24 protein-coding genes are annotated in these 24,212 nt (G+C 71.4%); 15 read left to right on the top strand and 9 right to left on the bottom strand.

Annotation, left to right across the window (positions count from 1 at the left end):
- The first annotated feature begins 4 nt into the window (after positions 1-4).
- The 7 genes from ACTOQ3_RS00815 to ACTOQ3_RS00785 all read left to right on the top strand — a co-directional run bounded on the left by ACTOQ3_RS00815 (position 5) and on the right by ACTOQ3_RS00785 (position 7,288).
- Complete coding sequence (locus ACTOQ3_RS00815; protein ID WP_440081389.1) at positions 5-448, top strand: SRPBCC family protein; 444 nt, start codon at positions 5-7, stop codon at positions 446-448.
- A gap of 107 nt (positions 449-555) precedes the next feature.
- Positions 556-1,302: an IclR family transcriptional regulator gene (locus ACTOQ3_RS00810; protein ID WP_440081388.1), complete on the top strand. Its 747-nt coding sequence runs from the start codon at positions 556-558 to the stop codon at positions 1,300-1,302.
- Positions 1,303-1,491: 189 nt separating this feature from the next.
- The gene (locus ACTOQ3_RS00805) at positions 1,492-2,667 is read left to right on the top strand and encodes a 4-hydroxybenzoate 3-monooxygenase (RefSeq protein WP_440081387.1); all 1,176 of its coding nucleotides are present in this window, start codon (positions 1,492-1,494) and stop codon (positions 2,665-2,667) included.
- Positions 2,668-2,980: 313 nt separating this feature from the next.
- A complete protein-coding gene (locus tag ACTOQ3_RS00800) occupies positions 2,981-3,637 on the top strand; it encodes a DUF998 domain-containing protein (protein ID WP_440081386.1) in 657 nt (218 codons plus the stop codon).
- A 166-nt stretch (positions 3,638-3,803) separates the two neighbouring features.
- Complete coding sequence (locus tag ACTOQ3_RS00795; RefSeq protein ID WP_440081385.1) at positions 3,804-4,781, top strand: phosphotriesterase family protein; 978 nt, start codon at positions 3,804-3,806, stop codon at positions 4,779-4,781.
- A 66-nt stretch (positions 4,782-4,847) separates the two neighbouring features.
- A complete protein-coding gene (locus tag ACTOQ3_RS00790; protein WP_440081384.1) occupies positions 4,848-6,290 on the top strand; it encodes a WGR domain-containing protein in 1,443 nt (480 codons plus the stop codon).
- A gap of 98 nt (positions 6,291-6,388) precedes the next feature.
- Complete coding sequence (locus ACTOQ3_RS00785; protein ID WP_440081383.1) at positions 6,389-7,288, top strand: MOSC domain-containing protein; 900 nt, start codon at positions 6,389-6,391, stop codon at positions 7,286-7,288.
- 121 nt (positions 7,289-7,409) lie between these two features.
- Here the strand turns inward: ACTOQ3_RS00785 and ACTOQ3_RS00780 are convergent, their stop codons facing one another.
- Together ACTOQ3_RS00780 and ACTOQ3_RS00775 are read right to left on the bottom strand one after the other, a co-directional pair.
- Entirely contained in the window at positions 7,410-8,786 is a 1,377-nt protein-coding gene (locus tag ACTOQ3_RS00780; protein WP_440081382.1) for a ricin-type beta-trefoil lectin domain protein, read from the bottom strand.
- A 63-nt stretch (positions 8,787-8,849) separates the two neighbouring features.
- Positions 8,850-10,262 carry a ricin-type beta-trefoil lectin domain protein gene (locus tag ACTOQ3_RS00775; protein ID WP_440081381.1) on the bottom strand — a complete coding sequence of 471 codons (1,413 nt, stop codon included), beginning with the start codon at positions 10,260-10,262 and terminating at the stop codon, positions 8,850-8,852.
- Between the two features lie 822 nt (positions 10,263-11,084).
- On the opposite strand from ACTOQ3_RS00775, the gene ACTOQ3_RS00770 reads away from it, so the two are divergent.
- Both ACTOQ3_RS00770 and ACTOQ3_RS00765 read left to right on the top strand, forming a co-directional pair.
- Complete coding sequence (locus tag ACTOQ3_RS00770) at positions 11,085-11,630, top strand: GNAT family N-acetyltransferase (RefSeq protein WP_440081380.1); 546 nt, start codon at positions 11,085-11,087, stop codon at positions 11,628-11,630.
- 3 nt (positions 11,631-11,633) lie between these two features.
- Complete coding sequence (locus tag ACTOQ3_RS00765; protein ID WP_440081379.1) at positions 11,634-11,831, top strand: hypothetical protein; 198 nt, start codon at positions 11,634-11,636, stop codon at positions 11,829-11,831.
- Positions 11,832-12,107: 276 nt separating this feature from the next.
- Here ACTOQ3_RS00765 and ACTOQ3_RS00760 read toward each other — a convergent pair whose 3' ends face one another.
- A complete protein-coding gene (locus tag ACTOQ3_RS00760; protein WP_440081378.1) occupies positions 12,108-14,528 on the bottom strand; it encodes a Tex family protein in 2,421 nt (806 codons plus the stop codon).
- Between the two features lie 127 nt (positions 14,529-14,655).
- Positions 14,656-16,395, bottom strand: a complete 1,740-nt coding sequence (locus ACTOQ3_RS00755) for a sialidase family protein (RefSeq protein ID WP_440081377.1) — start codon at positions 16,393-16,395, stop codon at positions 14,656-14,658.
- Between the two features lie 262 nt (positions 16,396-16,657).
- Between ACTOQ3_RS00755 and rpmG the strand changes: the two genes are divergently transcribed.
- Both rpmG and ACTOQ3_RS00745 read left to right on the top strand, forming a co-directional pair.
- Positions 16,658-16,822 (top strand): 50S ribosomal protein L33, encoded by a 165-nt coding sequence (gene rpmG, locus ACTOQ3_RS00750; protein WP_329084587.1) that lies wholly within the window; start codon positions 16,658-16,660, stop codon positions 16,820-16,822.
- Positions 16,823-16,824: 2 nt separating this feature from the next.
- Positions 16,825-17,070: a type B 50S ribosomal protein L31 gene (locus ACTOQ3_RS00745; protein ID WP_440081376.1), complete on the top strand. Its 246-nt coding sequence runs from the start codon at positions 16,825-16,827 to the stop codon at positions 17,068-17,070.
- Between the two features lie 44 nt (positions 17,071-17,114).
- On the opposite strand, the gene ACTOQ3_RS00740 is transcribed toward ACTOQ3_RS00745, so the two are convergent.
- From ACTOQ3_RS00740 to ACTOQ3_RS00730, 3 genes are all read right to left on the bottom strand, one after another.
- Positions 17,115-17,678: a cellulose binding domain-containing protein gene (locus ACTOQ3_RS00740; RefSeq protein ID WP_440081375.1), complete on the bottom strand. Its 564-nt coding sequence runs from the start codon at positions 17,676-17,678 to the stop codon at positions 17,115-17,117.
- Positions 17,679-17,844: 166 nt separating this feature from the next.
- Positions 17,845-18,894 (bottom strand): lytic polysaccharide monooxygenase auxiliary activity family 9 protein, encoded by a 1,050-nt coding sequence (locus tag ACTOQ3_RS00735; RefSeq protein WP_440081374.1) that lies wholly within the window; start codon positions 18,892-18,894, stop codon positions 17,845-17,847.
- A gap of 380 nt (positions 18,895-19,274) precedes the next feature.
- Positions 19,275-19,754: an N-acetyltransferase family protein gene (locus tag ACTOQ3_RS00730; RefSeq protein WP_440081373.1), complete on the bottom strand. Its 480-nt coding sequence runs from the start codon at positions 19,752-19,754 to the stop codon at positions 19,275-19,277.
- Positions 19,755-19,908: 154 nt separating this feature from the next.
- Between ACTOQ3_RS00730 and ACTOQ3_RS00725 the strand changes: the two genes are divergently transcribed.
- Positions 19,909-20,127, top strand: a complete 219-nt coding sequence (locus ACTOQ3_RS00725) for an EF-hand domain-containing protein (RefSeq protein WP_440081372.1) — start codon at positions 19,909-19,911, stop codon at positions 20,125-20,127.
- Positions 20,128-20,260: 133 nt separating this feature from the next.
- Here the strand turns inward: ACTOQ3_RS00725 and ACTOQ3_RS00720 are convergent, their stop codons facing one another.
- Positions 20,261-20,608, bottom strand: a complete 348-nt coding sequence (locus ACTOQ3_RS00720) for an STAS domain-containing protein (RefSeq protein WP_362687222.1) — start codon at positions 20,606-20,608, stop codon at positions 20,261-20,263.
- Positions 20,609-20,941: 333 nt separating this feature from the next.
- Between ACTOQ3_RS00720 and ACTOQ3_RS00715 the strand changes: the two genes are divergently transcribed.
- Together ACTOQ3_RS00715 and ACTOQ3_RS00710 are read left to right on the top strand one after the other, a co-directional pair.
- Positions 20,942-22,054 (top strand): acetate/propionate family kinase, encoded by a 1,113-nt coding sequence (locus ACTOQ3_RS00715; RefSeq protein WP_440081371.1) that lies wholly within the window; start codon positions 20,942-20,944, stop codon positions 22,052-22,054.
- Positions 22,055-22,115: 61 nt separating this feature from the next.
- On the top strand, positions 22,116-22,559 hold the full coding sequence (locus ACTOQ3_RS00710; RefSeq protein WP_440081370.1) for a DUF6789 family protein: 444 nt from the start codon (positions 22,116-22,118) through the stop codon (positions 22,557-22,559).
- A gap of 208 nt (positions 22,560-22,767) precedes the next feature.
- Here the strand turns inward: ACTOQ3_RS00710 and ACTOQ3_RS00705 are convergent, their stop codons facing one another.
- Positions 22,768-23,163, bottom strand: coding sequence for an isoamylase early set domain-containing protein (locus ACTOQ3_RS00705; RefSeq protein WP_440081369.1), 396 nt, complete (start codon positions 23,161-23,163; stop codon positions 22,768-22,770).
- A gap of 291 nt (positions 23,164-23,454) precedes the next feature.
- Here ACTOQ3_RS00705 and ACTOQ3_RS00700 point away from each other — a divergent pair, with 291 nt between their 5' ends.
- Complete coding sequence (locus tag ACTOQ3_RS00700) at positions 23,455-24,084, top strand: uridine kinase (RefSeq protein WP_440081368.1); 630 nt, start codon at positions 23,455-23,457, stop codon at positions 24,082-24,084.
- Positions 24,085-24,212 lie beyond the last annotated feature (128 nt).

The following is a 24,212-nucleotide window of genomic DNA, read 5'->3' as shown; positions in this document are numbered from 1 at the left end:
TGGTATGCCAAAGGTCACTCTGCGTAATACTTTCCATGTTCGCAACACCCCGGAGGCGCTCCGCGCCCATCTGAGCCAGCCGCAGAGCTACGTGGGGCTCTCGCCGATGGTGGTCGCCGTCAAGGACGTCGAGCGGGGCGAGGCCGAGACCCGTTACACCTCGGTGGAGCGGTTCAGATTCTTCGGCCTCGTCAAGTACGACAACATGATCAAGGTGACGTTGCGGAGCACGCCGCGGACCGTCGAGGGTGAGGTCGACAGCCCCGGCGGGGTGCGCCTGGACTACCGGTTCACCCTCAACGAGAAGGACGGGGGCACCGAGGTCGAGGACATCCTCGTGGTGCACGCCTGGGTCAGGCCGCTGCTGGGCTACGCCGCGAGGAAGGCGCGCGAGGTGCAGCTCGCCCGCGCCGGGGTCCTCGCCTCCCGCCTGGGTTCCGCTCCCTAGGCTCCGGCCCCCGGGTTCCCTCCCCTGGATGCCGCCTCGGGTCCCGTCACGGGTCCCGTCACGGGCGGCACGGCGGGATCCGCGGGCCAGGACCTAGGCTGGGGCGCGTGAGGGCGCCCACGGTCACCGGGAAGGTCATGGCCATCCTCGGCGCGTTCCTGCCGGGAGACGTGCGGCTGACGCTCACCGAGATCTGCCGCCGGGCCGAGCTGCCGCCCGCCACCGGCCACCGGCTGGTCAAGGAGCTGGTGGAGGGCGGGTTCATGGAGCGGCTCCCCGACGGCTCCTACCGGGTCGGGATGCTGCTGTGGCAGATCGGCGCCCAGGCCGCGGAGCCGAGGGAGCTGCGCGAGCTCGCCCTGCCGTACATGGAGGACCTCTACGCCGCCACCCGCGAGAACGTGCAGCTCGCGGTGCTCCGCGACGACCGGGCACTGTACCTCGAGCGACTGCGCGGGCCCACCTCCGTGCCGGTCGTCTCGCGCGTGGCGGGGGAGTTGCCGCTGCACGCGACCGGGGTCGGCAAGGTCCTGCTGGCCTTCGCGGATCCGGAGACGGTGGAACGGGTGCTCGCCGGGGAGCTCACCCCGCACGCGCCGAACACGGTGGTGGACCCGGCGCGGCTCCGTACCGAGCTGGAGGAGGTCCGCAGGACCGGGATCGCCCGCACGCAGGAGGAGATGTCGGTGGGCACCTGCTCGGTCGCGGCGCCGGTACGGGGGGCGGGCGGCCGGGTGGTGGCGGCGCTGTCGCTGGTGACCTGGCGGCACACCGCCGATCCGCGACGGCTGGCACCGGCCGTGCTGTCCGCCGCCGCCGCCCTCTCCCGCGACCTCGCCGCCGCTCCCCGCTGAGCGTTCGCGGCCGCCTCGCGCCGCGTGTCTCCCGTCGCCGGTGTTTCCCGCCGCCGGCCTCCCGCTCCGGTACCTCCCGTTCCCGCCGGACGTTCACGGCCGCCCCCGCCCCCGCTCCCGCAGGGTGGGGTTTTCCGCTGAGCGGAAGGGGACGGTGTGCGAGGGCGGACGGTACGGAATGCTCGGTGCATGCGAACTCAGGTCGGGATCGTCGGCGCGGGACCCGCCGGGCTGCTCCTCTCCCATCTGCTCCACCTGCGGGGCATCGACTCGGTGGTCCTGGAGGCGCGGAGCAGGGAGTACGTCGAGCAGCGCGTGCGGGCCGGGGTGCTGGAGCAGGGCACGGTGGACGTGCTCAACGAGGCGGGTGTCGGCGACCGGATGCGCGCGGAGGGGCTTCCGCACCACGGCATCGAGCTGCGCTACGGCGGGGCCGGGCACCGCATCGCCTTCGAGAAGCTGGTCCCCGGGCGGGCCATCACCGTCTACGGCCAGCAGGAGGTCGTCAAGGACCTCATCGCCCGGCGGCTGGCCGACGGCGGAAAGATCCTCTTCGACGTCCCCGACGTCGCGCTGCACTCGCTGGAGCAGGACCCCTACCTCACCTTCCAGGGCGAGCGCCTCGACTGCGACGTGATCGCCGGGTGCGACGGCTTCCACGGCGTCTCGCGGCCGTCGATTCCCGAGGGCGTCCTGTCGGTCTTCCAGCGCGACTACCCGTTCGCCTGGCTCGGCATCCTCGCGCGGGTCCCGCCGTCGTCCGAGGAGCTGATCTACTCCCACAGCGACCGGGGCTTCGCGCTGCACAGCATGCGCTCCCCGGAGATCAGCCGCTTCTACCTCCAGGTCCCCCCGGACGCCTCGCTCGACGACTGGCCGGACGAGAGGATCTGGGCCGAGCTGCGGGCCCGCCTGGAGACGGTCCCGGGGTTCGCGCTGGCCGAGGGGCCGATCATCTCCAAGGACCTGTCGGCGATGCGCTCGTTCGTCGCCGAGCCCATGCGTCACGGCAACCTCTACCTCGCCGGGGACGCCGCCCACATCGTGCCGCCCACCGGTGCCAAGGGGCTCAACCTGGCCGTCGCGGACGTCCGGCTGCTGACCTCGGCCCTGGCGGAGTTCTACGCGACGGGCTCCACCGGACTGCTGGACACGTACTCCGACGGCTGTCTCAAACGCGTCTGGCGCGCCCAGCACTTCTCCTGGTGGATGACGACGCTGCTGCACACCTTCGACGCCGACGACCCCTACGGGCGGCGCCTGCAGACCTCCCACCTCGACTACGTCACCTCCTCCGAGGCCGCGGCGACCACGCTCGCGGAGAACTACGTCGGCCTGCCCTTCGACCCCGGAACCCTCCCGTGACTCCCGCCGGCCCGCACCCGCACCGATTCACCTCCGCACCGACTCATCCCTGTACTGACTCGTCTCCGCCGGCCGTGTCACCGTGCTGCGAGTGCCCCGGACGAGCCGCTCCTCGGGGCACAGCCCCCGGGAGCGGGACCCTGAGGGGGAATGCCCTACCACTACGGGCCTTCGCGCAGTTCAGGGGCGTATAGCGGTAAATATCCCCGATGGGCGGGCCCTACCCCGTCCCGGGGGCCATCCGGGACCGTTCAGGGGAGGCCGAGGGCTGTCTCCGATACTCCGTGATCTTGCTCGTCGCCATCGTTGAGGCATGGGAAGCCAGGCGTTCACGCGGCACACGATGATCCTCGGCGGCTACGCGGCGATCGGCGCCGGAGCCGTCACGATGCTCGGACTGCACGTGGTCACCGGTCTCGATCCGGTGCACACCGTGATCAGCGAGTACGCGTTCGAGGCGGACGGCTGGCTGCTGCCCCTGTCACTCACGCTCTTCTCCGTCGCGGCGACCATCATCGGGACCATGCTGGCCCGTCGCGGCGAGGATCGCGCGGTGGCCCTGCTGGTCGGGACCTGGGGCCTGTGCATGCTGCTGATCGGCGCCTTCCCGACCGACGAGCCCGGCGTGCCGCTGTCGATGTCCGGTGGCATCCACCGGTACGCGGCGTTCGTGGCCTTCCTCACGATGCCGGTCGCCGGGCTGCTCCTGGCCAGGCGGTACGCGACCAGCCCGTACGCCCGCCCGGTCCGGCTGCTCAGCCTGGCCGCCCTGGGCGTGCTGGTCCTGGTGGTCCTCCCGTACGTGGTGCGGATGCTCGGTGTGGACCTGACCAACGACGACATCCCCGCCGGGGTGATCCAGAGGCTGGTGGTGGGGTTCGAGGTGGCGGTGCTGGCCATGCTGGGGCTGGTGGCCGGTGCCAGGCACGGCCGCGTCCACCGTCCGCTCCCGGCGACCGCCCGCGCCTGACCGTTCCCGCGCGGTCCGCTCGGACCGACCGTTCCCGGCCGAACGTTCCCGCGCGGTCCGCTCCGCGTGGCAGGTTGACGGTCCCGGTGCACCGGCCTACCTTCGCAGGAAGCGACCGCTCGGTACGTCACCGCCGGCCGGTCGGACCATCCCCCGGAGGACGCGCATGCCGGTCGTGAACACCGTCAGAGGTCCCGTCGACGTCGCCGACCTGGGCCGGACCCTCATGCACGAGCACGTCTTCGTCCTCTCCCCCGAGCACGTCGACAACTACGGCAGGGGCACGTGGTGGGACGAGGAGTACCGGGTGGCCGACGCCGTCACCAAGCTCAGGGCGGTGGCGGCCAAAGGCGTGAAGACCGTCGTCGACCCGACCGTGTGGGGACTGGGCCGCTACATCCCGCGTGTGCGGCGGGTGGCCGACCAGGTGCCGGAGCTGAACATCGTCGTCGCCTCCGGGATCTACTCCTTCGACGAGGTCCCGCACCAGTACGAGCACCGGGGCCCCGGCCTGATGATGGACGTGCCCGAGCCGATGGTCGAGGACTTCTCCCGCGACATCGTCGAGGGCATCGCCGACACCGGGGTGAGAGCCGCGTTCCTGAAGTGCGCGATCGAGAGCAGGGGGCTCACCCCCGGCGTCGAGCGGATCTGCCGGGCGGTCGCCCGGACCCACCTGCGGACCGGCGTACCGATCACGGTGCACACCAACCCCTCCACCGGGAGCGGGCTGGTCGTCCTGGACCTGTTCGTCAAGGAGGGGGTCGACCCGGCCAAGGTCGTGCTCGGGCACTCGGGCGACTCCAACGACCTCGACCACCTGATGCGGCTGGCCGACACCGGCGCGACGCTCGGCATGGACCGCTTCGGGCTGGACGCCTACAACTCCACGGCGTCGCGGATCGCCACCGTCGTCGCGCTCTGCGAGCGCGGCTACGCCGACCGGATGGTGCTCAGCCACGACAGCGCGTGCTTCATGGACTACTTCGGCGCGGCCTGGGACGACGGCATACCGCTGGCCGCGCCCAACTGGCACTTCGGCCACATCCACGACGACGTGCTCCCGGCCCTGCGGGAGGCCGGGGTGAGCGACGCGCAGGTGGACCAGATGCTGATCGACAATCCTCGCCGCTACTTTTCCTGACTTTTCGTTATTTGTCGTACGGCTGCCCTACGCTCCCGGAAAGTCGATCAACCGAGAAGGTGGAGCATGGCCGCGCGGAGCACTTACCTGGAACTGTCCGAGGACGGCGGGAGCTCGCACAAGTTCTACGAGGTCGTGGTCGACGGAACCGAGGTGACGATCAGGTACGGCCGCATCGGCGAGTCGGGCCAGGCCAAGGCGTCGGCGTTCGCCAGCGCGGCGAAGGCCGAGGCGGCCGCCGCGAAGAAGATCAACGAGAAGGTCCGCCGGGGTTACGCCCCCGCCGTCCAGGGGGTGCGCCAGCGCCGCGCGGTCACCCGGCGCAGCGTGGAGAGCACCCGCTCCACCGCCACCCAGGCGCCGGTGCTGTGGCGCTTCGCCAGCGGCGCGGCGGCGTTCGGCATCTTCGTCGACTCCGAGCGCTGCTGGGTCGGCAACCAGCGCGGCGACGTCTACACCGTCACCCACGGCGGTACCGTCACCGGCCGCTTCAAGCTGCCCGACGGGGTCAAGTGCATCGTCGGCGACGACTTCTGGATCTACGCGGGCGCCGACGACGGCAAGGTCTACGACCTCGGCGGCAAGGTCCCCAGGGTCGCGTACGAGATCGCCGAGGACGTCGACATCTACTGGCTGGACATCCACGACGGCGTGCTGGGCGTCTCCGACCGCGCGGGGCGGATCACCACCATCGACCACGAGGACGAGTTCCAGTGGGCGCGCAAGGGCAGGGGCGACTCGGCCTGGATGGTCCGCTGCGACGACGAGGCCGTCTACCACGGGCACTCCACCGGGGTGGCCCGCTACGACGCCGCCGACGGCACGCCGGTCTGGGAGACGCCCCTCACCGGCGCGGTGCTGTTCGGCTGGCAGGAGGCCGACTCGGTCTACGCCGGAACCTCGCGCTCCGCCGTGCATCGCCTGCGCAAGTCGGACGGCGCCTCCCAGGCGGTCTACCGCTGCGACGCCACGGTCTTCTCCTGCGCCACCGCCCCCGGCGGCCGGTACGTCTTCGCCGGTGACAACCACTCCTCGATCTACTGCTTCGACCAGAGCGGCGAGCGCCTGTGGAAACTGGCGACCGGCTGCGGCTCCGCCTTCTCCATGCAGTATCTCGACGACCGCCTCTACATCGTGACCACCGACGGCACCCTGGCCTGCATCGACGCCACCGAGGAGGCGATCAGGGCGGCCCAGGACGGCACCGTCCCCGAGGCCGTGGACGTCAAGGCGTCCGCCGGGCTGGCGGTGGTGGAACCCACCACCGCGCTGGAGACCGTGGTGTTCGACACCGTCCCCGACACCGGCGACGGCGTGGTGGTGGAGTGCTTCCGCGAGGGCGAGCGGCTCCGGGTGCGGGTGGTCAGCGAGGGCTACGACGTGCGGCGCAACGTGCAGTTCCCCAAGGGCGTGCGCGAGGCCGGGGCCCGCTATCTCGTCGAGGGCGTCCGCTTCTCCGAGCGGGGCGGTTTCTACCGGGCGTACGGCGACATCAGGCGCCTGCTCTGATCTTCCCGCCAGGCTGTCGGCGGCAAAACTGACGAGATTTTGTCAGATACTGCCCCTTCCTGGCCTCTCTTCCGGGTGGATGTCCTAGCGTCCGATACATGGTGCACGACTTTCACGGTGCGGTCCCGGCGAGGACGGGGAAGAAATCCCCAGGTGAAGGCTCGGCGCGCGAGGGATTCGCGCGGGAGGGCTCGGCGCGCGGCGGGGAGAGCGCGGTCGCCGTCGTTGTGGAACTGAACGTTTTCCCGCTCAAAAGCGCGGGCGGCATCTCCCTGGCCGGCGCCGAGCTGACACCGACCGGGCTGCGGCACGACCGCGAGTTCATGCTGGTCCGGCCGGACCTGCGGCACCTGTCGCAGCGGGAGCTGCCCCGGCTGGCGACGCTGCGGCCCGCGTACGACGGCACGAAGCTCGTCGTGAGCGCGCCCGGGGCGGTGACACCCCTGGTCCACGAGCCGGTGGACGGGCCGGTGCTGGAGGTGACCGTGCACGGGAAGTCCTGCCAGGGCGTGGACCAGGGGGAGGTGGCCGCCGCGTGGTTCTCCGACCTTCTCGGAGCGCCCTGCCGCCTGGTCCGCTTCGCCGGTACCCGGCCCACCTCGCGGGGCGGCGGCACGCTGGCGTTCGCCGACGCCCACCCGCTCTCCGTACTGTCACGCGAGTCCCTCGACGACCTGAACCGGCGCGTGGACGGCCCGCTGCCGATGGACCGGTTCCGGCCCAACATCGTGCTGGAGGGCCTCGGTCCCTACGGCGAGGACGCGTTGTCCACGCTGCGCGTCGGCGCCGCCGAGATCGAGTTCATCAAGCCCTGCGCGCGCTGCGTCATCATCAACGTCGACCAGGACTCCGCACGCAAGAACGGCGAGCCTCTCCGGGTGCTGGCCGGCTACCGGACCCGGGTCTTCGAGGGCGATCGCGGCGTCATGTTCGGCCGGCTCGGCATCCCGCGCGCCCTCGGCACGATCGCGGTCGGTGACACGGTCACCGCGTCGTGAGCGGCGGCGAACGGGAGAAGCCCGTCGCGGGCCGGAACCGAGGGTGAGGGTTCCGGCCCGCGACGGGCCGGGTCAGGCCGGGTAAGGCCGGGTAAGGCCGGGTCAGGTCGGTCGGGGTCGGTCAGGTGGGGGCGTTCCACTTCTGGTTGGCGGTGCCGGTGCAGGTCCAGATCTGCAGGCGGGTGCCGTTGGCGCTGGACTGGCCGGTGGCGTCCAGGCACTTGTTGGCGGCCGGGTTCACGAGATCGCGGGTCGCGGCGTTGTAGGTCCACCGCTGGGCGGTGGTGCCGTTGCAGTCGTACAGCTGGATCTGCGCTCCGTCGGCGGTGGAGGCGGCGGTGACGTCCAGGCACTTGCCGAGGGCGCGCACGGTGCCGTCGGTGCCCAGGGTCCACTGCTGGGCGGTGGTGCCGTTGCAGTCGTACAGCTGGATGGGAGTGCCGTTGGCGGTGGAGGCGGCGGCGACGTCGACGCACTTGCCGCCGATACCGGTGATCTGTCCCGTACGGCCACCGCCGCTGGGCGGGGCGTAGACGCGGACGTAGTCGACGGTGAGCTGCTGGGGGAAGGTGGTGGAGGCGTCGGGCGAGCCGGGCCAGTTACCGCCCACGGCGAGGTTGAGGATCATGAAGAACGGGTGGTCGTAGACCCAGGGGTTGCCCCGCGTGTCGGCGGGGGTCTTCCTGGAGTACTGGACGCCGTCGACGTACCAGGTCACCGCGCCGGGTTCCCAGTCGACGGTGAAGGTGTGGAAGGCGTCGGCGAAGGCCTGGCCCGCGGGGAGGTTGTAGCTGCCGCTCAGCGGGTTGCCCCCGGAGTAGCCGGGGCCGTGGAGGCTGCCGAGCACCTGCCCGGGGACGCTGCCGACGTTCTCCATGATGTCGATCTCGCCGTTGGCGGGCCACTGGGCCCCTCCGGTGCCCAGCATCCAGAACGCGGGCCACATGCCCTTGCCCCGGGGGAGCTTCATCCGCGCCTCGAAGCGGCCGTAGGCGCGGGTGAAGGTCGCGGCGGTGGTCAGCTTGCCCGAGGTGTACTCGCACGAGCCGTACCAGCAGCCGAGTCCGGCGGGGTTGCCCTTGCGCGCGGTGATGACCAGGTTGCCCGCGCCGTCGTGGGCGATGTTCTCGTTGCCGGCCGTGTAGTACTGCCGCTCGTTGTTCCCCCAGCCGCCGCCGCCGACGTCCCGGCGCCACTTGGTGGTGTCGGGGCCGGCGCCGGAGGCGGCGTTGAACTCGTCCGACCACACGAGGGGGCCGGGGGCGGGCGCCGCCAGGGCCCGCTGGGCGGCGGGCTGGGCGGCGGTGCTCCGCGCGGCGGTGGCCTGGGCGCCCGCCGGGGAGGGGACGAGCGTGGCGGAGCCGAGGGCGAGGAGCGTCGCGGCCAGGAGGCCGCCGAGCCGCGCGCGCCGCGTCCGCGAGCGGCCCTGCGAGTGGTCCGGTGAGTGGCTCCGCGAGTGGCGGGGGCCGGGAAGGGGCGCCGGGCTGGTGGAGGTCATCGGCTGTTCCTTTCGATCCGGTGTCCGCTGGAGGCTGGAAGGACTGGAAGGGGGCGTCACGGTCTAGAAGCCGGCCGTGATACGGGTGAACTCCCAGTTGGGCTGGGAGATGCCGCTGCACTCGGAGCCCGCGTCGCCGCCGGGGCAGGGGCGGTCGCGGTTGACCGCCCAGTAGGCCAGGCGGGTCAGGCCCTTGGACCTGGCCCAGTCGCGGATCTGGGTCCAGGCCGCCACGGTGGTCAGCTCACCCTGGTCGGACAGGCCGTTCATGCCGGAGATGCCCATCCGGGCGTACGCCTGCGCGTCGGTCCAGCCGTTGGCGGCCTTGAGCGCGTTCTTCAGGCCCTCGGCGGAGCTGACGGTGGCGTTGTAGATGTTGGAGGCGCCGAAGTTGAACGGCATGATCGTGTAGTTGTCGATCGGGACGTTGAGCGCCCTGGCCTGGTTGATCAGGCGGACACCGGTCGAGCTCGGGCCGTTGATCCCGGTGCCGAAGGTGACGGCGATCTTGACGTTCGGGTTGTTCTGCTTGACGATCTTCAGGCCGTTGAGGATGCGGTCCTGGACGGTGAAGTTCTCGAACTCGTCGTTGTTCTCGATGTCGAAGTCGACGACCGCGGGGCCGACGGCGTCGATGACCTGCTGCACCGCGCCGGCGTAGGCGGCCGGGGTGGAGCAGTTCGGGCCGAGCTTGTTGCCCGACCAGCCGCCGAAGGAGACCTGCACGCTGCCGCCCGCGGCCTTGATCTGGTTGATCGCGGCCTGGTCGGTGCCGCCGGCCAGCGGCCTGGAGCCGTCCCAGCGCGGGGTGCAGCCGCCGCCGGACAGGATGAAAGCCATGGTGAAGGACTTCACGCCGGTGGTGCTCATGATCGTCGCCGGGCTCGGCGGGTTGCCCCAGCCCATGTAGAGGTACGGGGCTCCGGCCATCTTGCCGGCCGGCGGGGGGTCCGTGGGCGGGTTGCCGCCGTCGCTCGGGGCGTTCCACTTCTGGTTGGCGGTGCCGGTGCAGGTCCAGATCTGCAGGCGGGTGCCGTTGGCACTGGACTGGCCGGTGGCGTCCAGGCACTTGTTGGCGGCCGGGTTCACGAGATCCCGGGCCGCGCTGTAGGTCCACTGCTGGGCGGCGGTGCCGTTGCAGTCGTACAGCTGGATCTGCGCTCCGTTGGCGGTGGAGGCGGCGGTGACGTCCAGGCACTTGCCGAGGGCGCGCACGGTGCCGTCGCCGCCGCGGGTCCACTGCTGTGCCGCGCTGCCGTTGCAGTCGTACAGCTGGATGGGAGTGCCGTTGGCGCTGTTGGCCGCGGCGACGTCGACGCACTTGCCGCCGATGCCGGTGATCTGCCCGGTGGCGGCGGCGGCCGGCGTCGCGGTCGTCACGCCGGCGAGGGCGAGGACGACGACGGTGAACATCCCGCCGAGGGTGGTGGGAAGCGACATGCGACGGCGCCGGCGAGGCGACTGTCCGGTGTCCATGCGCGGATTTCCTTCCGTCTTGGGGAGTGACGTACGGGTGACGCCACGCCCCGGTGGGGACGCGACGCGCGCGCGTGACGTCACGACCCGTATCAGGGGGGTGACATGCGGGTGGTGCCGGACGCGGCGAGCGTGCTTTCCACGAGCGGCCGCACGGTGGCCCGGGGGCGGGCCCGCCCTGCGGCGGCACGCGCTTGCTCGGCGCGTCCTGGGCCCTGCCGCGACGGATACGGCAGGGAGAACGGGAGCCTTCACGGGCGGGGGGCGGCCAGTGCGCCCCGCACTCGTGACGGGGTGTGGTCAGGGCGGCGGGGCGAGCGTGATCACCACGCCCGCCGCCGTCCGGCGTCAGGGGAAGCGAGTCATGGGGGTCCCTTCACGGCAAGGTCTCGCTTGCCCGGGACCTTAGGCCAGCCTTCATTCTCAAGTCAATACAAGGAGTAAAAAAAGCATCACGGCTTCGGGTTCCGGCTTGTGCGGAACGCTGTGAACTGGTGGTAAAAAGGAAAGTTTGTTTACCGTGGAACCCCTGAAGGGAACGTTCCAGGAAGCCTTCCTGTCAGGATCTCCTGTCAGGGAATCCGGGGGCGGCGGTGGGAGAGGCGCGTGCGGCACCGGATCACAGGGCACGGCGCCGTACCGGCCGCGGCGCCCTGTGATCCGGTGCCGCGTGCGAGGCTCCGCGCCCGTGGCGGGACGGCGTCCCGACCATCCGCGGCGTGACGTTATTCAGTGTTCTTTCCGACTTTTCGTATGGTGTGATGTCCGGTAGGTGGCGAGTCCTCTCGCGCGCCGCCGCCGATCGACAGTGGGGTTTCGCTGATGCTTCGTGGAGACAGGGTCCTGCTCAGGGCCATCACCAAGGAGGACCTGGTCCCGCTCCACCGGTTGAACGACGAGGTGGAGACGGCGGCCGGAGCGACCACGGCGCCCTGGGTTCCCGAGACGATCGACCAGGTCATCGCCCACTACGAGCAGCGCAAGCCCGATCCGGCCAACGTCGGCTTCGCCATCCAGTCCCTCTCCGGGGATCTGCTCGGATCCGGCAGCGTCTGGGGGATCGACACCCTCAACCGCAACGGGCACCTGGGCATCTCGCTGCTTCCCGAGGCGCGCGGCCACGGCTACGCCCCCGACGCGCTGAGGCTTTTGTGCGACTACGCCTTCCGCATCCGCGGCCTGAACCGGCTGGGCCTGGAGACGCTGGCCACCAACAGCGCGATGATCGCCGCCGCGGAGAAGACCGGCTTCCGGCGCGAGGGCACGCTCCGCGGGCACGCCTGGGTGGCCGGGTCCTTCGTCGACGAGGCGCTGTTCGGCCTGCTCGCCTCCGAGTTCCACGACCCGCGCACCACGAAGGACGTGTGAGCGATGAAGACCTGGCTTCCGATCGGCCTCGGCGTCCTGCTCGTCCTGGCGGGCGGCCTCTGGGCGCTCCAGGGCCTCGGTTACGTGGGCGGCAGCTCCATGAGCGGTGCGCGGGAGTGGTTCTGGATCGGCCTGGCCACCCTCGCCGTCGGCCTCGTCCTCGCCGTCTCCGCCTTCCGCCGGGGCCGCCGCTCCCGGTGAGCGTGGCCGGTGCCACCGGCCGCCGGTCCCGCGCCGGCGACACGGCGCCGGGTACCGGTCGCCGGCGGGGGCTCCACACGCCTGGCATTCGTACGGTGACCCGGTTCAGGTGAACCCGGCCAGACGGTAGGGCTCAGAGGTGACGGCAGGGCACCGCCGTGTGAAGGCGGTGGCCCTGCCGGTCCCGAATGCCGCTCGGGTGCCTGCGGTCGTCGCGGCACCCGATCCGCGCATCCACGCGGGGCGGTGTGTCCCGTGCGGGGGCGCGACGGGTGCCTAGCGCTTGCCGCCGGAGCCGTCGAGCCCGGCGCGGCGCAGCGCGTCGGCCATCGCGCCGCTCGGCGCGTTGCGCTGCCGGCCGCCGCCCTCCTGGCGCTGCCGGTCGCCGCGCCCCTGCCCGCCCTGTGCACCCTGCCCGCCGCGACCCTGTCCGCCGCCCTGCCCGCCACCGCGCCTGCCGCCGCCGTCGCCCTGGCGCTGCCCGCCGCCGCCCTGCTGGTCGCGCTGGTCGCGCTGGTCGCGCGGCCCTCGGGGGCCTGAGGGCTTGACGTCGTCCTCCAGCCGGAGGGTGAGCGAGATGCGCTTGCGCGGGATGTCGACGTCGAGCACCTTCACCCGGACGATGTCGCCGGGCTTGACCACCTCGCGCGGGTCCTTGACGAAGGTGTGCGACAGCGCCGACACGTGGACCAGGCCGTCCTGGTGCACGCCGACGTCGACGAACGCGCCGAAGGCGGCGACGTTGGTGACCACGCCCTCCAGCAGCATGCCGGGCGTGAGGTCGGAGAGCTTCTCCACGCCCTCCTTGAAGGTCGCGGTCTTGAAGGCGGGACGCGGGTCACGGCCCGGCTTCTCCAGCTCGGCGAGGATGTCGGTGACGGTCGGCAGGCCGAAGGTGTCGTCCACGAACTCCTGCGGGCGCAGGGCCCGCAGCGCCGTGCCGTTGCCGATCAGGGACGCGAGGTCGCCGCCGGTGCTCTTCAGGATGCGCCGCACCACCGGGTACGCCTCCGGATGCACGCTGGAGGTGTCGAGCGGGTCGTCGCCGCCGCGGATGCGCAGGAAGCCCGCGCACTGCTCGAAGGCCTTCGGGCCGAGTCTGGGGACCTCCTTCAACGCCTTGCGGGAGCGGAACGGGCCGTTGGCGTCGCGGTGCTGGACGATGTTCTCCGCGAGCCCGGAGCCGATGCCGGAGACGCGGGTGAGCAGCGGCGCCGAGGCGGTGTTGACGTCGACGCCGACCGCGTTCACGCAGTCCTCCACCACGGCGTCGAGCGAGCGGGAGAGCTTGGTCTCGGCGAGGTCGTGCTGGTACTGGCCGACGCCGATCGACTTGGGATCGATCTTGACCAGCTCGGCCAGCGGGTCCTGGAGCCGCCTGGCGATCGACACGGCGCCGCGCAGCGACACGTCCATGCCGGGCAGCTCCTGCGAGGCGAACGCGGAGGCGGAGTAGACGGAGGCCCCGGCCTCCGACACCACGACCTTGGTCAGCCCGGGAACCAGCTTCACCAGCTCGCCCGCGAGCTTGTCGGTCTCGCGCGAGGCGGTGCCGTTGCCGATCGAGACGAGCTCCACGTCGTGCTTCTTCGCCAGCGCGGCGAGGGTGGCCAGCGACTGGTCCCACTGGCGGCGCGGCTCGTGGGGGTAGATGGTGTCGGTGGCCAGCACCTTGCCGGTCGCGTCGACCACCGCGACCTTCACCCCGGTGCGCAGCCCGGGGTCCAGCCCCATGGTCGTGCGGCTCCCGGCGGGCGCGGCGAGCAGCAGGTCGCGCAGGTTCGCGGCGAACACGCGCACCGCCTCCTCCTCGGCGGCCTGCCACATCCGCATCCGCAGGTCGATGCCGAGGTGGACGAGGACGCGGGTGCGCCAGGCCCAGCGGACCGTGTCGGCCAGCCACGCGTCGGCGGGCCGTCCCTGGTCGGAGATGCCGAAGTGGTGCGCGATGCGGCCCTCGTAGGTGCCGGTGGGCTCCTGCTCGGGCTCCAGGGTGAGGGTGAGGATCTCCTCCTTCTCCCCGCGGAACATCGCCAGGATCCGGTGCGAGGGCAGCTTGGTGAACGGCTCGGCGAAGTCGAAGTAGTCGGAGAACTTGGCGCCCTCCTCCTCCTTGCCCTCACGGACCGCCGCGACGAGGCGGCCCTTCGTCCACATCCGCTCGCGCAGCTCGCCGACCAGGTCGGCGTCCTCGCCGAACCGCTCGACCAGGATCGCGCGGGCGCCGTCCAGCGCGGCGGCCGCGTCGGCCACCCCCTCGCCGACGAACGCCTCCGCCGCGGCCCGCGGGTCGACCGACGGGTCGGCCAGGAGGCCGTCGGCGAGCGGTTCGAGCCCCGCCTCCCTGGCGATCTGCGCCTTGGTCCGCCGCTTGGGCTTGTACGGAAGGTAGATGTCCTCCAGGCGGGCCTTGGAGTCGGCCGCCAGGATCTGCGCCCGCAGGGTGTCGTCGAGCTTGCCCTGGCCCTGGATGGACTCCAGGATCGCGGTGCGCCGCTCCTCCAGCTCCCGCAGGTAGCGCAGCCGCTCCTCCAGCGTGCGCAGCTGCGTGTCGTCGAGCATCTCGGTGGCTTCCTTGCGGTAGCGGGCGATGAACGGCACGGTGGCCCCGCCGTCGAGCAGGTCCACCGCCGCACTCACCTGTCGCTCGCGCACACCCAGCTCTTCGGCGATCCGCTGATGAATAGACGTGGTCACGATCTCTCTTCCTCTGTGATGGCGGTCTCCAAGCTACCGCCTCACCCCCTGGAGGGCCGGAGAGCCGGAGGGATGAATCACCTGAGAGCAGGAAAAGAACCGTGCGGTCGTACGGGGAGCGGGGAAGTCAGGGCAGTACCTCGAGGGTGGGGGTGAGCCGGGTCCACTCGACGGTCGCCCCGGCCGCGTTGCCGCCGGAGGTGCCGGTCACCCAGTGCGTGAGCTGGGGACTCTCCCTGCTGTCCTGGATCACCCAGGTCGCCCCGGTGTCGGCGCCGTCCCTGAACAGCCGGGCCGTCCCCGCGCTGTCCACCCGTACCCTCCAGGTCGCCGTGCGGCCGGCCGTGTCCAGCGAGTAGACCTTCTCCCAGACGGCGGAGCCCTTGCGCATCGTCCAGACCCCGCTGCGCTGGACGGTCAGCATGAGCCGCCTGGCGCCGTTGGCCACCTTCGCGCCGAGGCACACACCATTGCCGGTACGCGGGTCGAGCGCGCTGTCGTCGTCCACCCGGCCGCGGAACTCCAGGGTGAAGTCGCATCCCTTGGAGGCGTCGAGGGGGAAGGACGCCCGGCACGCCGCGGTGCCGGTGCTCGCGAGCCGGAGCCCGCCGCCCGCGATCCGCGCGCCGCCGCCCAGCGTCCAGCCTCTCGCGTTCGCGCCGGTGGTCCAGTCGCCCGCGGCGAGGGGCGCGGGCGAGACGGGACGAGAGATGTCGAGCCTGGCGACCTTGATGTTGGTCTGGTTGTGCTCCCAGACGACGAAGAACCGGCCGGGCTCGTACTCGTCGGCGCTGGGGTAGACGTCCCATCCCCGGGCCGCGCCGCTCGTCAGCCGGGGGCCGTCGGCGAAGAGCCGCGCCGGCTCCCAGGGCTCGCCGGGCCGCCTGACCTTGTAGTAGAGCACCTCGCGATACTGGTCGGGCTTGCTCGCCGAGGAGCCGGTGAACGGCCCGGCCAGCGTGTTGAAGATGGCCAGGTGGCGGCCCGCCGAGTCGTGCGTGAAGAACGTCTTGACGTAGTAGTTGGGCAGGTCCGCGTCCAGCCTCAGCGGCGACCACGTCAGCCCGCCGTCGGTGCTGGTCGCCGTGGCGCTGTGGGCCGCTCCCGAGCGGTAGCGGGCGTCGCGTGCCGCCGCCGAGGTCCCGCTCCTCAGGTCCAGGGCGCGGGTCACCATCACGAGCGTCCCGGGGTCGTCCTGGGAGAGCGCGATCTGCGGCTCCTCGATCGCCACCCCCGGTGGGTTCTCCGCGATCCCGCCGGAGGTCCAGGTCACCAGGTCGGCGGAGCGCAGCACGCCCGCCTTGTTCGTGCCGCCCGAGTGCCGCCAGTACGGCACCAGCCACACACCGCCGAACCGCAGCGGCCTGCCCGCGACGACCACGCCCCTGGCGTTGTCCGGCACGTCGACGGTGACGGGGAAGGCGGTCCACGTACGGCCGCCGTCGGTGCTCCTCCTGACGGCCAGCGAGGTGGGGAAGCCGTCGACCTCGCCCTCCCGGTCGCGGTCGCGCTCGACGGAGATCACGCCGAGCAGCGCGTACAGCGTACCCGCGTCGTTGAGGAGGATCACGTAGTGGTAGCGGGTCGTCGCGGTGGCGGCGGCGAGCGTGCCCACCGTCCACGTCAGGCCGCCGTCCTGCGAGCGGGCGTACATGATGGAGCCCTGGTCGGTCGGCGCCGGGTCCCGCGCGTCCCGCACCCCGGCCCGCCAGGCGACCACCAGTCGCCGGTGGTCCAGGGCGACGATGTCGGGAACCCTGTTGCCCTCGTGGGCGAGCTCCCCGTCGGGACTCCTGTCCACCGTGCCGTACACGGTGACGGGAGGGCTGACGTCCGATCCGACGATCTCGGTTTCCGGCCACGGCATGGATCACAGCGAACAGGGGGCGGATGGACGGGAGGTTACCGGGGGGTGACGCCCGCACGGCCGTCGTCCCGCGCCCGGGAACGGTGCCGGCCCGCGCCCGGTGCGCGGTGTCACCGTCGGGACGTCACCGTCGGGTCGTCACCGGACGGGGCCGGAGCCGGGGCCGCCGGTCGCGATCTGGGGCCCGTGGGCGGGAATGTTCAGCAAATGAAAACCGTTATCATCGGCATCGTGCGACCCGTCAACCCGAGAGGAGCCGACCGTGGCCAGGAACGAGGTGCGCTCAGTGATCAAGCTGAGGTCGACCGCGGGCACCGGTTTCACCTATGTGACCCGCAAGAACCGACGTAACGACCCCGACCGGCTCACCCTCGTCAAGTACGACCCGATCGTCCGCCAGCATGTTCCGTTCCGAGAGGACAGATAGCCATGAAGAAGGGCATCCACCCTGACTACCACCCGGTCGTCTTCCGCGACCCGAGTGCCGGTTTCGCCTTCCTGACCCGTTCGACCGTCGGCAGCCGCAAGACCGTCGAGTGGGAGGACGGCAACGTCTACCCGGTGGTCGACGTCGACGTCTCCTCGGCGAGCCACCCCTTCTACACCGGGCGCAGCCGGGTCGTCGACACGGCCGGGCGCGTCGAGCGATTCAAGCAGCGCTACGCCAAGCGCTGACACCGGACCGACCGGCCGGCCCTGTTCGGGCCGTGCCGGTCCCGTCAGCCGCAGGTGATCTCGGTGAAGGTCGGGGGAGTGGCGGCGGCTCCCACGAAGCCGATGTCGGAGACGGTCTCCCCCGGCGGCAGCGACGGCTTCTCCACAGGAGCATGGATCATCGCGACGGGACCGCTCTGCATGTGGGTGCCGTTCCAGGACTGCCTGAAGGTCGCCTCGCGCGGCTGCATCCACTGGATGTACCAGCCGTGCATCGGCCGGTCGGTGGTGTTGCTGATCGTCGCGGCGCCCCGGTAGCCACCCGGCCACGACTCCACCAGGGTGACCGTCGCCCGGCACCTCGCGGAGGCCTTGGCGGTGGTGTCGCGCTTGGAAGTCGCGTGAACGGGCGTGGGGGGTGAGGACGCCGGGGACGCCGGGGATGCCGGGGTGTCTCCGCGGACGGACGGGGACGCCGGGGCGGCGTGGTGGGAGGACGAGGAGGGCTGATGCGCCACGGTGTGCCCGCCCTCCGGCGTCCGGCCGGCGCAGGCCGCCACGATCAGGGCCACCGCCGCTCCGAGCGAGACGAGACCCAGCAGTGGGGCGATCTTCGTGGTGGGCGGCACGAAACTCCCTTCCGCCCTTTCGCGAGGGCGCGGCGGCCGTGGGGAGGCGGTGGTCCGGAGCGGACGCGGCGGCCCGGTGGTCTTTCCGTTCCGCCGGTGCGGGGCGGGGACGGAGCCGGGCGCGCGTCGGTCCCCGCCGGTACGCACCGGCGGGGACCGCGTCCCATTAGGGGCTGCTACAGGTGACGGAGGGGGAGCCGCTGGTTCCCGTTCCGGTGAATCCGAAGGTGGTCGAAGCACCACCCGCTATCGTCCGGTTCCACTCGACGTTCTTGGCCGTGACGGTGGACCCGGATGTGGTGTGCGTGGCGCTCCACAGACTGTTCACCGTGCTGCCGCTGTTGAGCGTCCATCTCGCCGTCCAGCCGTTGAAGGCGGCCGTGCCCGTGTTTCTCACGGTCACCTCCCCCTGGAAGCCGCCCGTCCAGGTGGTGACGATCCGGTAGGTGGCGGCGCACGCGCCGGGTCCGGGCGTCGGGGTCACGGTGGGAGTGGGAGTGGGGGTGGGGGTCGGGGTCACAGTGGGGGTGGGAGTGGGCGTCGGGTCGGTGCCCGTCCGGCCGACGCCGGTCACCTCGCCGTTGCCGCCGTCGAAGACGACGTCGGAGCAGTTGTAGAACGTCTCCGCGCTGTCGGAGCGCTTCCACACCGAGTAGATGATGTGCCGGCCGGACTTGCCCGACGGGAGCCTGGCGTTCCAGTAGTAGTGGGCGTCATTGGTGCCCGGCGAGCCGACGCTCTGCGGGTGGTCGGCCGTGTGGAACGGCTCGCTCTCCAGGTCGTCCCAGGTCAGCGCCCGGTTTGGGTTCCAGCCGTCCTTGGTGATGTAGAGGTAGAACCAGCCGGGGTGTGCGGCCCACTTGTTGTACTTGAACTGGATGGACGCGCCCGAGGTCAGGTGCGTCACCGGCCAGTTGGGGCTCGGGAGGTCGAACCCGCTGTAGCCGGGGTTGCCGCCGCTGCACACCTGGCCGTCGGGGATGAACCCGCGGGTTCGCCCGGCCCCGTCGGACCGCAGCAGACTGAACCAGTTGTACAGCGAGTTGGTCCCGCTCTGGGCCACCGCCGCCGAGCATGCCTGGTTGATCGGCACGATGTTCCCCTGCGGGGAGAGACCGTCCTGCCAGCAGAAGAAGGTCCGGCTGCCGGGCGTCATCATGGCGCCGTGCGCCGAGGCCGGTAGGGGAACGAGGACGACGGCAAGAAGCGCGGTCATGAACGTGACCACACCGGCGACAGCCATACTTCGCCATTTACTCACAGAATTACCCTCCCTTTCGAGGGGTGACGAGTCGCTGATCAATGGCGGTGAGGCGCTCACGCGAGACGGACTCTAGGTCGCCGATCCCGGCGTGTAAACGGAGTGTTTCCTCCGTGGTGCGGCAACGGCTCGTCGTACCAGTTCAGGGCGGGTGTGCGGCGGTTTCGCGAGATGAAAGGTTCACGGCCGGAGCGTGTCTTGGCGGGGTTTTCACGCGCGGGCCTCCGGAAGGTGGGAGAACGCCGTACGACAGAACGGAGGACCGGCCGGGAGGGTGTTCCGGCCGGTCTTCGCCGTGAGGGCGGGCCCGGGACGAGTTCCTTTTCCCGGTACGGCTACCGCGTGCTTCCCGCCGCGACCTTCTCCAGCGCGGGGCCGGAGAGCCGGTACCTGTCCCATTCGTCGACCTGTTCCGCGCCGATCGCCCGGTAGAAGTCGATGGCCGGGGTGTTCCAGTCGAGCACCGACCATTCGAAGCGGCCGTAGCCGCGCTCCACGCAGATGCCCGCCAGCGTGGCGAGCAGTTTCTTGCCGTACCCGCCACCCCGGTGCTCGGGGTGGACGAAGAGGTCCTCGAGATAGATGCCATGGGTGCCGAGCCAGGTCGAGTAGGAGACGAACCAGATCGCGAACCCGGCGGTCCTCTCCCCGTCGACGGCGATGTGGCAGAACACGCTGGGGGAGGGGCCGAAGAGCGCCTCGTGGAGCATGTCGGGGGTGGTCTCGACCTTGTCCAGCGCTCTCTCGTACTCCGCGAGTCCGCGGATCATGTCGATGATCGCCGGGACGTCGTCCGGCGTTGCGGGGCGAATCATGCCCGAAGTCTAGGCGCGGGCCGAGGACGAGCCGATCCTTAAAAGGGATTTTTGATGATAAAGCATGTTATATGGGGCCGCTTGGCTGGACGGAGGGTTCCTCCCGTAAGTTGTCTGCTGATCGAAGTGCGGGTCGTTGAGAGAGGTGGGTCCCATGTCGACAGAGCCCAGCGGGGAGCGGTTGGCGGAGCTCAGGCAGGCGTTCGCGGCCATCGACACCGATGGCGACGGGTTCATCACGGAAGGCGAGCTCCGCGAGCACTTCCCCGCCCTGCCCGCCGAGGCCATCGGGTCGCTGAACCAGAACGGCGACTCCGACGGCGACGGCCGGTTCTCGTTCGAGGAGTTCGTCCGCCTGGTCGCTCGCGACTGATCCGCCTCCGGCGCCCGGCAGCGGCCCCCTCGCCCGCTGCCGGAACCGGCGGCCTCCTCCGGGAGCGGGTGTCGCCGTACCCGCCCTCCGGGGGTCTCCGGCCAGGACCTCCGCACGCCACCGGCGATCGGGATCAGCGCGAGACGGGGACGACCCCGTCGGAGACCTCGCGCAGTGACTCCTCGACGGTGGAGTCGATGGGGAACGCCTCTCTCAACCTGGTCAGGTCGAGCAGGCGGCCGAGGAATCCGTGCACGCCGACGAGGCGCAGCCAGCCCTTTCGCTCGTAGGCGCGCCGCAGGCTCGTCAGCAGCACCCAGATGCCCGTGGAGTCGCAGAATCCCAGCCCCGTCGTGTCGACGACGAGGCAGACGTGGCCGCGCCTCATGAAGTCCGCGAGCCTCTCCTCCAGCAGAGGCGCCGATGACTTGTCCAGATCGCCGATCAGGGTCACCACGGAGAAGTGTGGATGCGCGTCCACAGTGACGGATAGTCGAGTCATATCGCCCCGCTGTCTACGGCAGTTGGCGACAGCGCCCTGTCGGGAGCCGTACGAAGGACGGGTGCCACTGGCCCCACCGTACGCCCGTGGCTCATGACAGTTCAACAAGAGATTACGAACAACCGGTGGTCAGGAAGGCCGGTGACCGGACGCCGCGGCCTGTTCCCGCCACCTGGCCCGGACGTCGTCGTCCCAGGTCGGCGCGGTCGAACGGGCCTTGACGCCCTCACCTCGGACGCCCACGCGGAGTGACGGGCGAGGACCCGTGGCGGGGCACCGTTTGCCCCGTCCACCCCCGGGCACGCCAGGAGGATGGGAACCACTGATCCGGCGGTGCTCACCGTCAACGCGGGATCGTCGAGCCTCCAACTTCACCTCGTCCGGGACGGACAGGTCCTGCGCACCGAGCACAGCGAGCAGAGCCCCGACCCCGGAGCGGCCGAGCGGGCGATCGCGGACTTCCTCGACGCCGCCCCCGGCACCGGCCTCGCCGCGGTCGGCCACCGCCTCGTCCACGGAGGCGAGGCCGTACGCGAGCCGACGGTCGTGGACGACGGCGTGCTGGAGGCGGTACGGGAGTACGCCGACCTCGCCCCGCTGCACGTGCCGCCCGCCCTCGCGCTCGTCGAGGCCGCCCGGCGCAGGCTGCCCGACGTCCCGCACGTGCTCTGCCCCGACACCGCCTTCCACGCGGGACTTCCCGACGCCGCCGCCACCTACGCGCTGCCCGCCGAGTGGAGGAGCCGCTACGGCCTGCGCCGCTACGGCTTCCACGGCCTGTCGTACGCCTGGGCGCTGGGACGGGCCGCGGAGCTGCTCGAGCGGCCCGAGGGAACCCTGCGGGTGGTGCTGGCCCATCTCGGCGGAGGCTCATCGGTGTGCGCCGTCCGCGAGGGGCGCAGCGTGGACACCTCGATGGGGTTCACCCCGCTGGAGGGGGTCCCGATGAGCAAGCGGTCGGGGAGCGTCGATCCCGGCATGCTGCTGTGGCTGCTGTCCGGTTCCCGGCTCACGCTCGACGAGCTGCGCGACGGCCTGGAACACCGGTCGGGACTGCTCGGGCTCTCGGACGGCAAGTCGGGCGACACCCGGGAGCTCGTCGCCTCCGGGGATCCCGCCGCCGCGCTGGCTCTGGAGGTGTTCGAGCACCGGGTGAGCCGGGAGGTCGCCGCCGCCGCGACGAGCCTGGACCGGCTCGACGCGCTCGTGTTCACCGGGGAGATCGGCTGGGACCAGCCGGAGGTCCGCGAGGCCGTCTGCCGCAGGCTCTCGCTGCTCGGTGTCGAGCCGCCCGCCCGTACCGACCTCGACGCCGACGGCACGGTCAGCGCGCCCGGCGCGTCCGTGCCCGTGCTGGTGGTCCGGCCGAGAGAGGAACTGCAACTCGCCAGGGAGACTCTCGGCGCGCTCGGCCGGCACGCGTGAGGAACCGATGCGGGGTCCGGCCGCCGCTCGGGGAGCCGTTCAGGGAAGGTGGGAAGTGATCGTGACCCGTGATCTCGTCAGGGGCGCCGAGAGCGGCGTCCTCGCCACCGCGGCGATGAGCGCGGTGATGCTCGCCGGAGACCGCGCGGGTCTCATGAGCGACCAGCCGCCCAAGAGGATCGTCCGCGCCCTGCTACCGGGCCACAGGCACCGGCCCAAACGGGGAGAGCGGGTGCTGGGCGCGCTCGCCCACTTCGGCTTCGGCGCCGCGGGCGGGGCCGCGTTCGCCCTGCTGTGCGGGGGACGCCGTGCCCCGGTGACGCTCGGGGTGACGTACGGGCTGGCGATCTGGTTCGTCAGCTACCAGGGCTGGGTGCCGAAACTGGGGGTCCTGCCCCCGATCCCCGAGGACCGGCCGGGGCGTCAGGCGGTGATGGCCGCCGGCCACGTGGTGTACGGCGCGACGCTCGCTCTCGCGGCGAACGGCCTCCGCCGCGAGACCTGACGGCCCGCACGGCACGTGCCGGGTTTCGCGGGGGAGCGGTCTCCCCGCCCGGGGCCCGGCGGGTTCGCCCGCGAGTTCCCGCGGGGCGGTCCGCCCCTTCCGTGTCCCTGCCGGGAGGGGACGGGGCGGACCGTCACACTGATCGCGGAGACGGTGGAACGGTCTGCCCCGCGAAGGGGATCCCGTCCTACGAGCGGTCACCGAGATACTAGGAGGCGGCCACCGAGGCCGAGACCGGCTGCCCGGCAGAGAGCGTCTGCCGCATCGGCTTGCCGACGGTACCGCGCGCCGCGCTGGGGCCTTCCGGCGCCTCCTCGACGTCCGCGGGGTTGATCCGGCCGCCGTGCTCGTCGTGGTGGTCCGCGTCCGCGTCGTCGAACCACACGCCGCCGTCCGCGAGATAGCGGAAGCGGATGGGCTGCCGTGCGGGGACCATCAGGCTCACCTGGTAGGTGCCGTCGTCCCTGCGCTGCATGGGATGGGCGTAGGGGTCCCAGTCGTTGAAGTCGCCGACCAGCGAGACTCCTCCGACGGTCGGGCTCTCCGTTATGCTGAAAGTCAGCTTGACCTGGCCGTTCTTGGTCGGCTTACCGCGCTTGATCACTGAAATCCTCCTGACATCACTGTCTCCGTGCGTAACGTGCCGTGATCTTGGTTGCGGAAAGACGTGAAGATCACGCCAACTACCGGATCGCGCCGACATGGACGTGACGCGACCAGGAGGCCGACGCCCAGTCACGGCCGAGCCGTCGATCCATATGGATCGTTACCGCCCGTAGCGGCAGGACAACCCGGACAGACCGATATTTGATCGGCATCACGTCCGACCTTGACCCGGCCATGATGCTTGACCGGCCCTGACCGGAGGCGGGCGCGCGTCGGCCAGGATGGTGGGGTGAACATAAGGCCGATCTCCCCGTCGTCGCTGGTGGAGGAACTCGCTGACCGGGTGGCCGCGCGACCTCGCGACTCCTGGGTGCGCGTCGCGCTCGACGGAGCTCCGGCGGCGCGGCCGGAGAACCTCGCCGACGCGCTGGCCGACCCGCTCCGGCTCCGCGGCAGGGAGGTGCTCCGGGTCTCCACCGCCGACTTCCTGCGTCCGGCCTCGCTCCGCTTCGAGTACGGCCGGACCGACCCGGACTCCTTCTACGCCGACTGGTTCGACTACGGGGGGCTGGCCAGGGAGGTCCTGAGACCGCTCGACCCCGGGCGGTCGGGGAAGGTGCTGCCCACGCTGTGGGACAGCGTCGTCGACAGGGCCACTCGCGCGCCCTACGTCACGGTTCCCCCGGGCGGGGTGCTGCTGCTGGCCGGACCCCTGCTGCTGGGCCGGGGACTGCCGTTCGAGCTGACCGTGCATCTGCGGCTCTCACCGGGCGCGCTCGCCCGGCGCACCCCGGACGAGCAGCGCTGGACGCTGCCCGCCTACGCGCGCTACGAGGAGGAGGTGACCCCGGCGGAGGCCGCGGACGTGGTCGTCCGCGTCGACGACCCGAGACACCCGGCCCTGGTCACCGTGTCATGACGCGTCTCCGGGCGGAACGGAACCCGAGACCGGGACGTGGGAGCGGGACGGGGCCGGACCTGGGAGCCGGGCGGGAGCGGCGGCGGGGACAGGGCCCGGACGGGCGGGGCCGGAACCCGGACGAGGGT

The organism is Streptosporangium sp. LJ11, assembly GCF_051918945.1.
GTDB lineage: Bacteria > Actinomycetota > Actinomycetes > Streptosporangiales > Streptosporangiaceae > Streptosporangium.
The sequence above is the reverse complement of the archived record's forward strand: the minus strand, read 5'-3'. Positions and strand labels throughout refer to the sequence as shown.

Coding starts and splice junctions, on each gene's coding strand:
- ACTOQ3_RS00815 (WP_440081389.1), top strand. CDS start 5: ATGCCAAAGGTCACTCTGCGTAATACTTTCCATGTTCGCAACACCCCG.
- ACTOQ3_RS00805 (WP_440081387.1), top strand. CDS start 1,492: ATGCGAACTCAGGTCGGGATCGTCGGCGCGGGACCCGCCGGGCTGCTC.
- ACTOQ3_RS00800 (WP_440081386.1), top strand. CDS start 2,981: ATGGGAAGCCAGGCGTTCACGCGGCACACGATGATCCTCGGCGGCTAC.
- ACTOQ3_RS00795 (WP_440081385.1), top strand. CDS start 3,804: ATGCCGGTCGTGAACACCGTCAGAGGTCCCGTCGACGTCGCCGACCTG.
- ACTOQ3_RS00790 (WP_440081384.1), top strand. CDS start 4,848: ATGGCCGCGCGGAGCACTTACCTGGAACTGTCCGAGGACGGCGGGAGC.
- ACTOQ3_RS00785 (WP_440081383.1), top strand. CDS start 6,389: ATGGTGCACGACTTTCACGGTGCGGTCCCGGCGAGGACGGGGAAGAAA.
- ACTOQ3_RS00780 (WP_440081382.1), bottom strand. CDS start 8,786: ATGACCTCCACCAGCCCGGCGCCCCTTCCCGGCCCCCGCCACTCGCGG.
- ACTOQ3_RS00775 (WP_440081381.1), bottom strand. CDS start 10,262: ATGGACACCGGACAGTCGCCTCGCCGGCGCCGTCGCATGTCGCTTCCC.
- ACTOQ3_RS00770 (WP_440081380.1), top strand. CDS start 11,085: ATGCTTCGTGGAGACAGGGTCCTGCTCAGGGCCATCACCAAGGAGGAC.
- ACTOQ3_RS00765 (WP_440081379.1), top strand. CDS start 11,634: ATGAAGACCTGGCTTCCGATCGGCCTCGGCGTCCTGCTCGTCCTGGCG.
- ACTOQ3_RS00755 (WP_440081377.1), bottom strand. CDS start 16,395: ATGCCGTGGCCGGAAACCGAGATCGTCGGATCGGACGTCAGCCCTCCC.
- ACTOQ3_RS00745 (WP_440081376.1), top strand. CDS start 16,825: ATGAAGAAGGGCATCCACCCTGACTACCACCCGGTCGTCTTCCGCGAC.
- ACTOQ3_RS00735 (WP_440081374.1), bottom strand. CDS start 18,894: ATGACCGCGCTTCTTGCCGTCGTCCTCGTTCCCCTACCGGCCTCGGCG.
- ACTOQ3_RS00730 (WP_440081373.1), bottom strand. CDS start 19,754: ATGATTCGCCCCGCAACGCCGGACGACGTCCCGGCGATCATCGACATG.
- ACTOQ3_RS00725 (WP_440081372.1), top strand. CDS start 19,909: ATGTCGACAGAGCCCAGCGGGGAGCGGTTGGCGGAGCTCAGGCAGGCG.
- ACTOQ3_RS00715 (WP_440081371.1), top strand. CDS start 20,942: ATGGGAACCACTGATCCGGCGGTGCTCACCGTCAACGCGGGATCGTCG.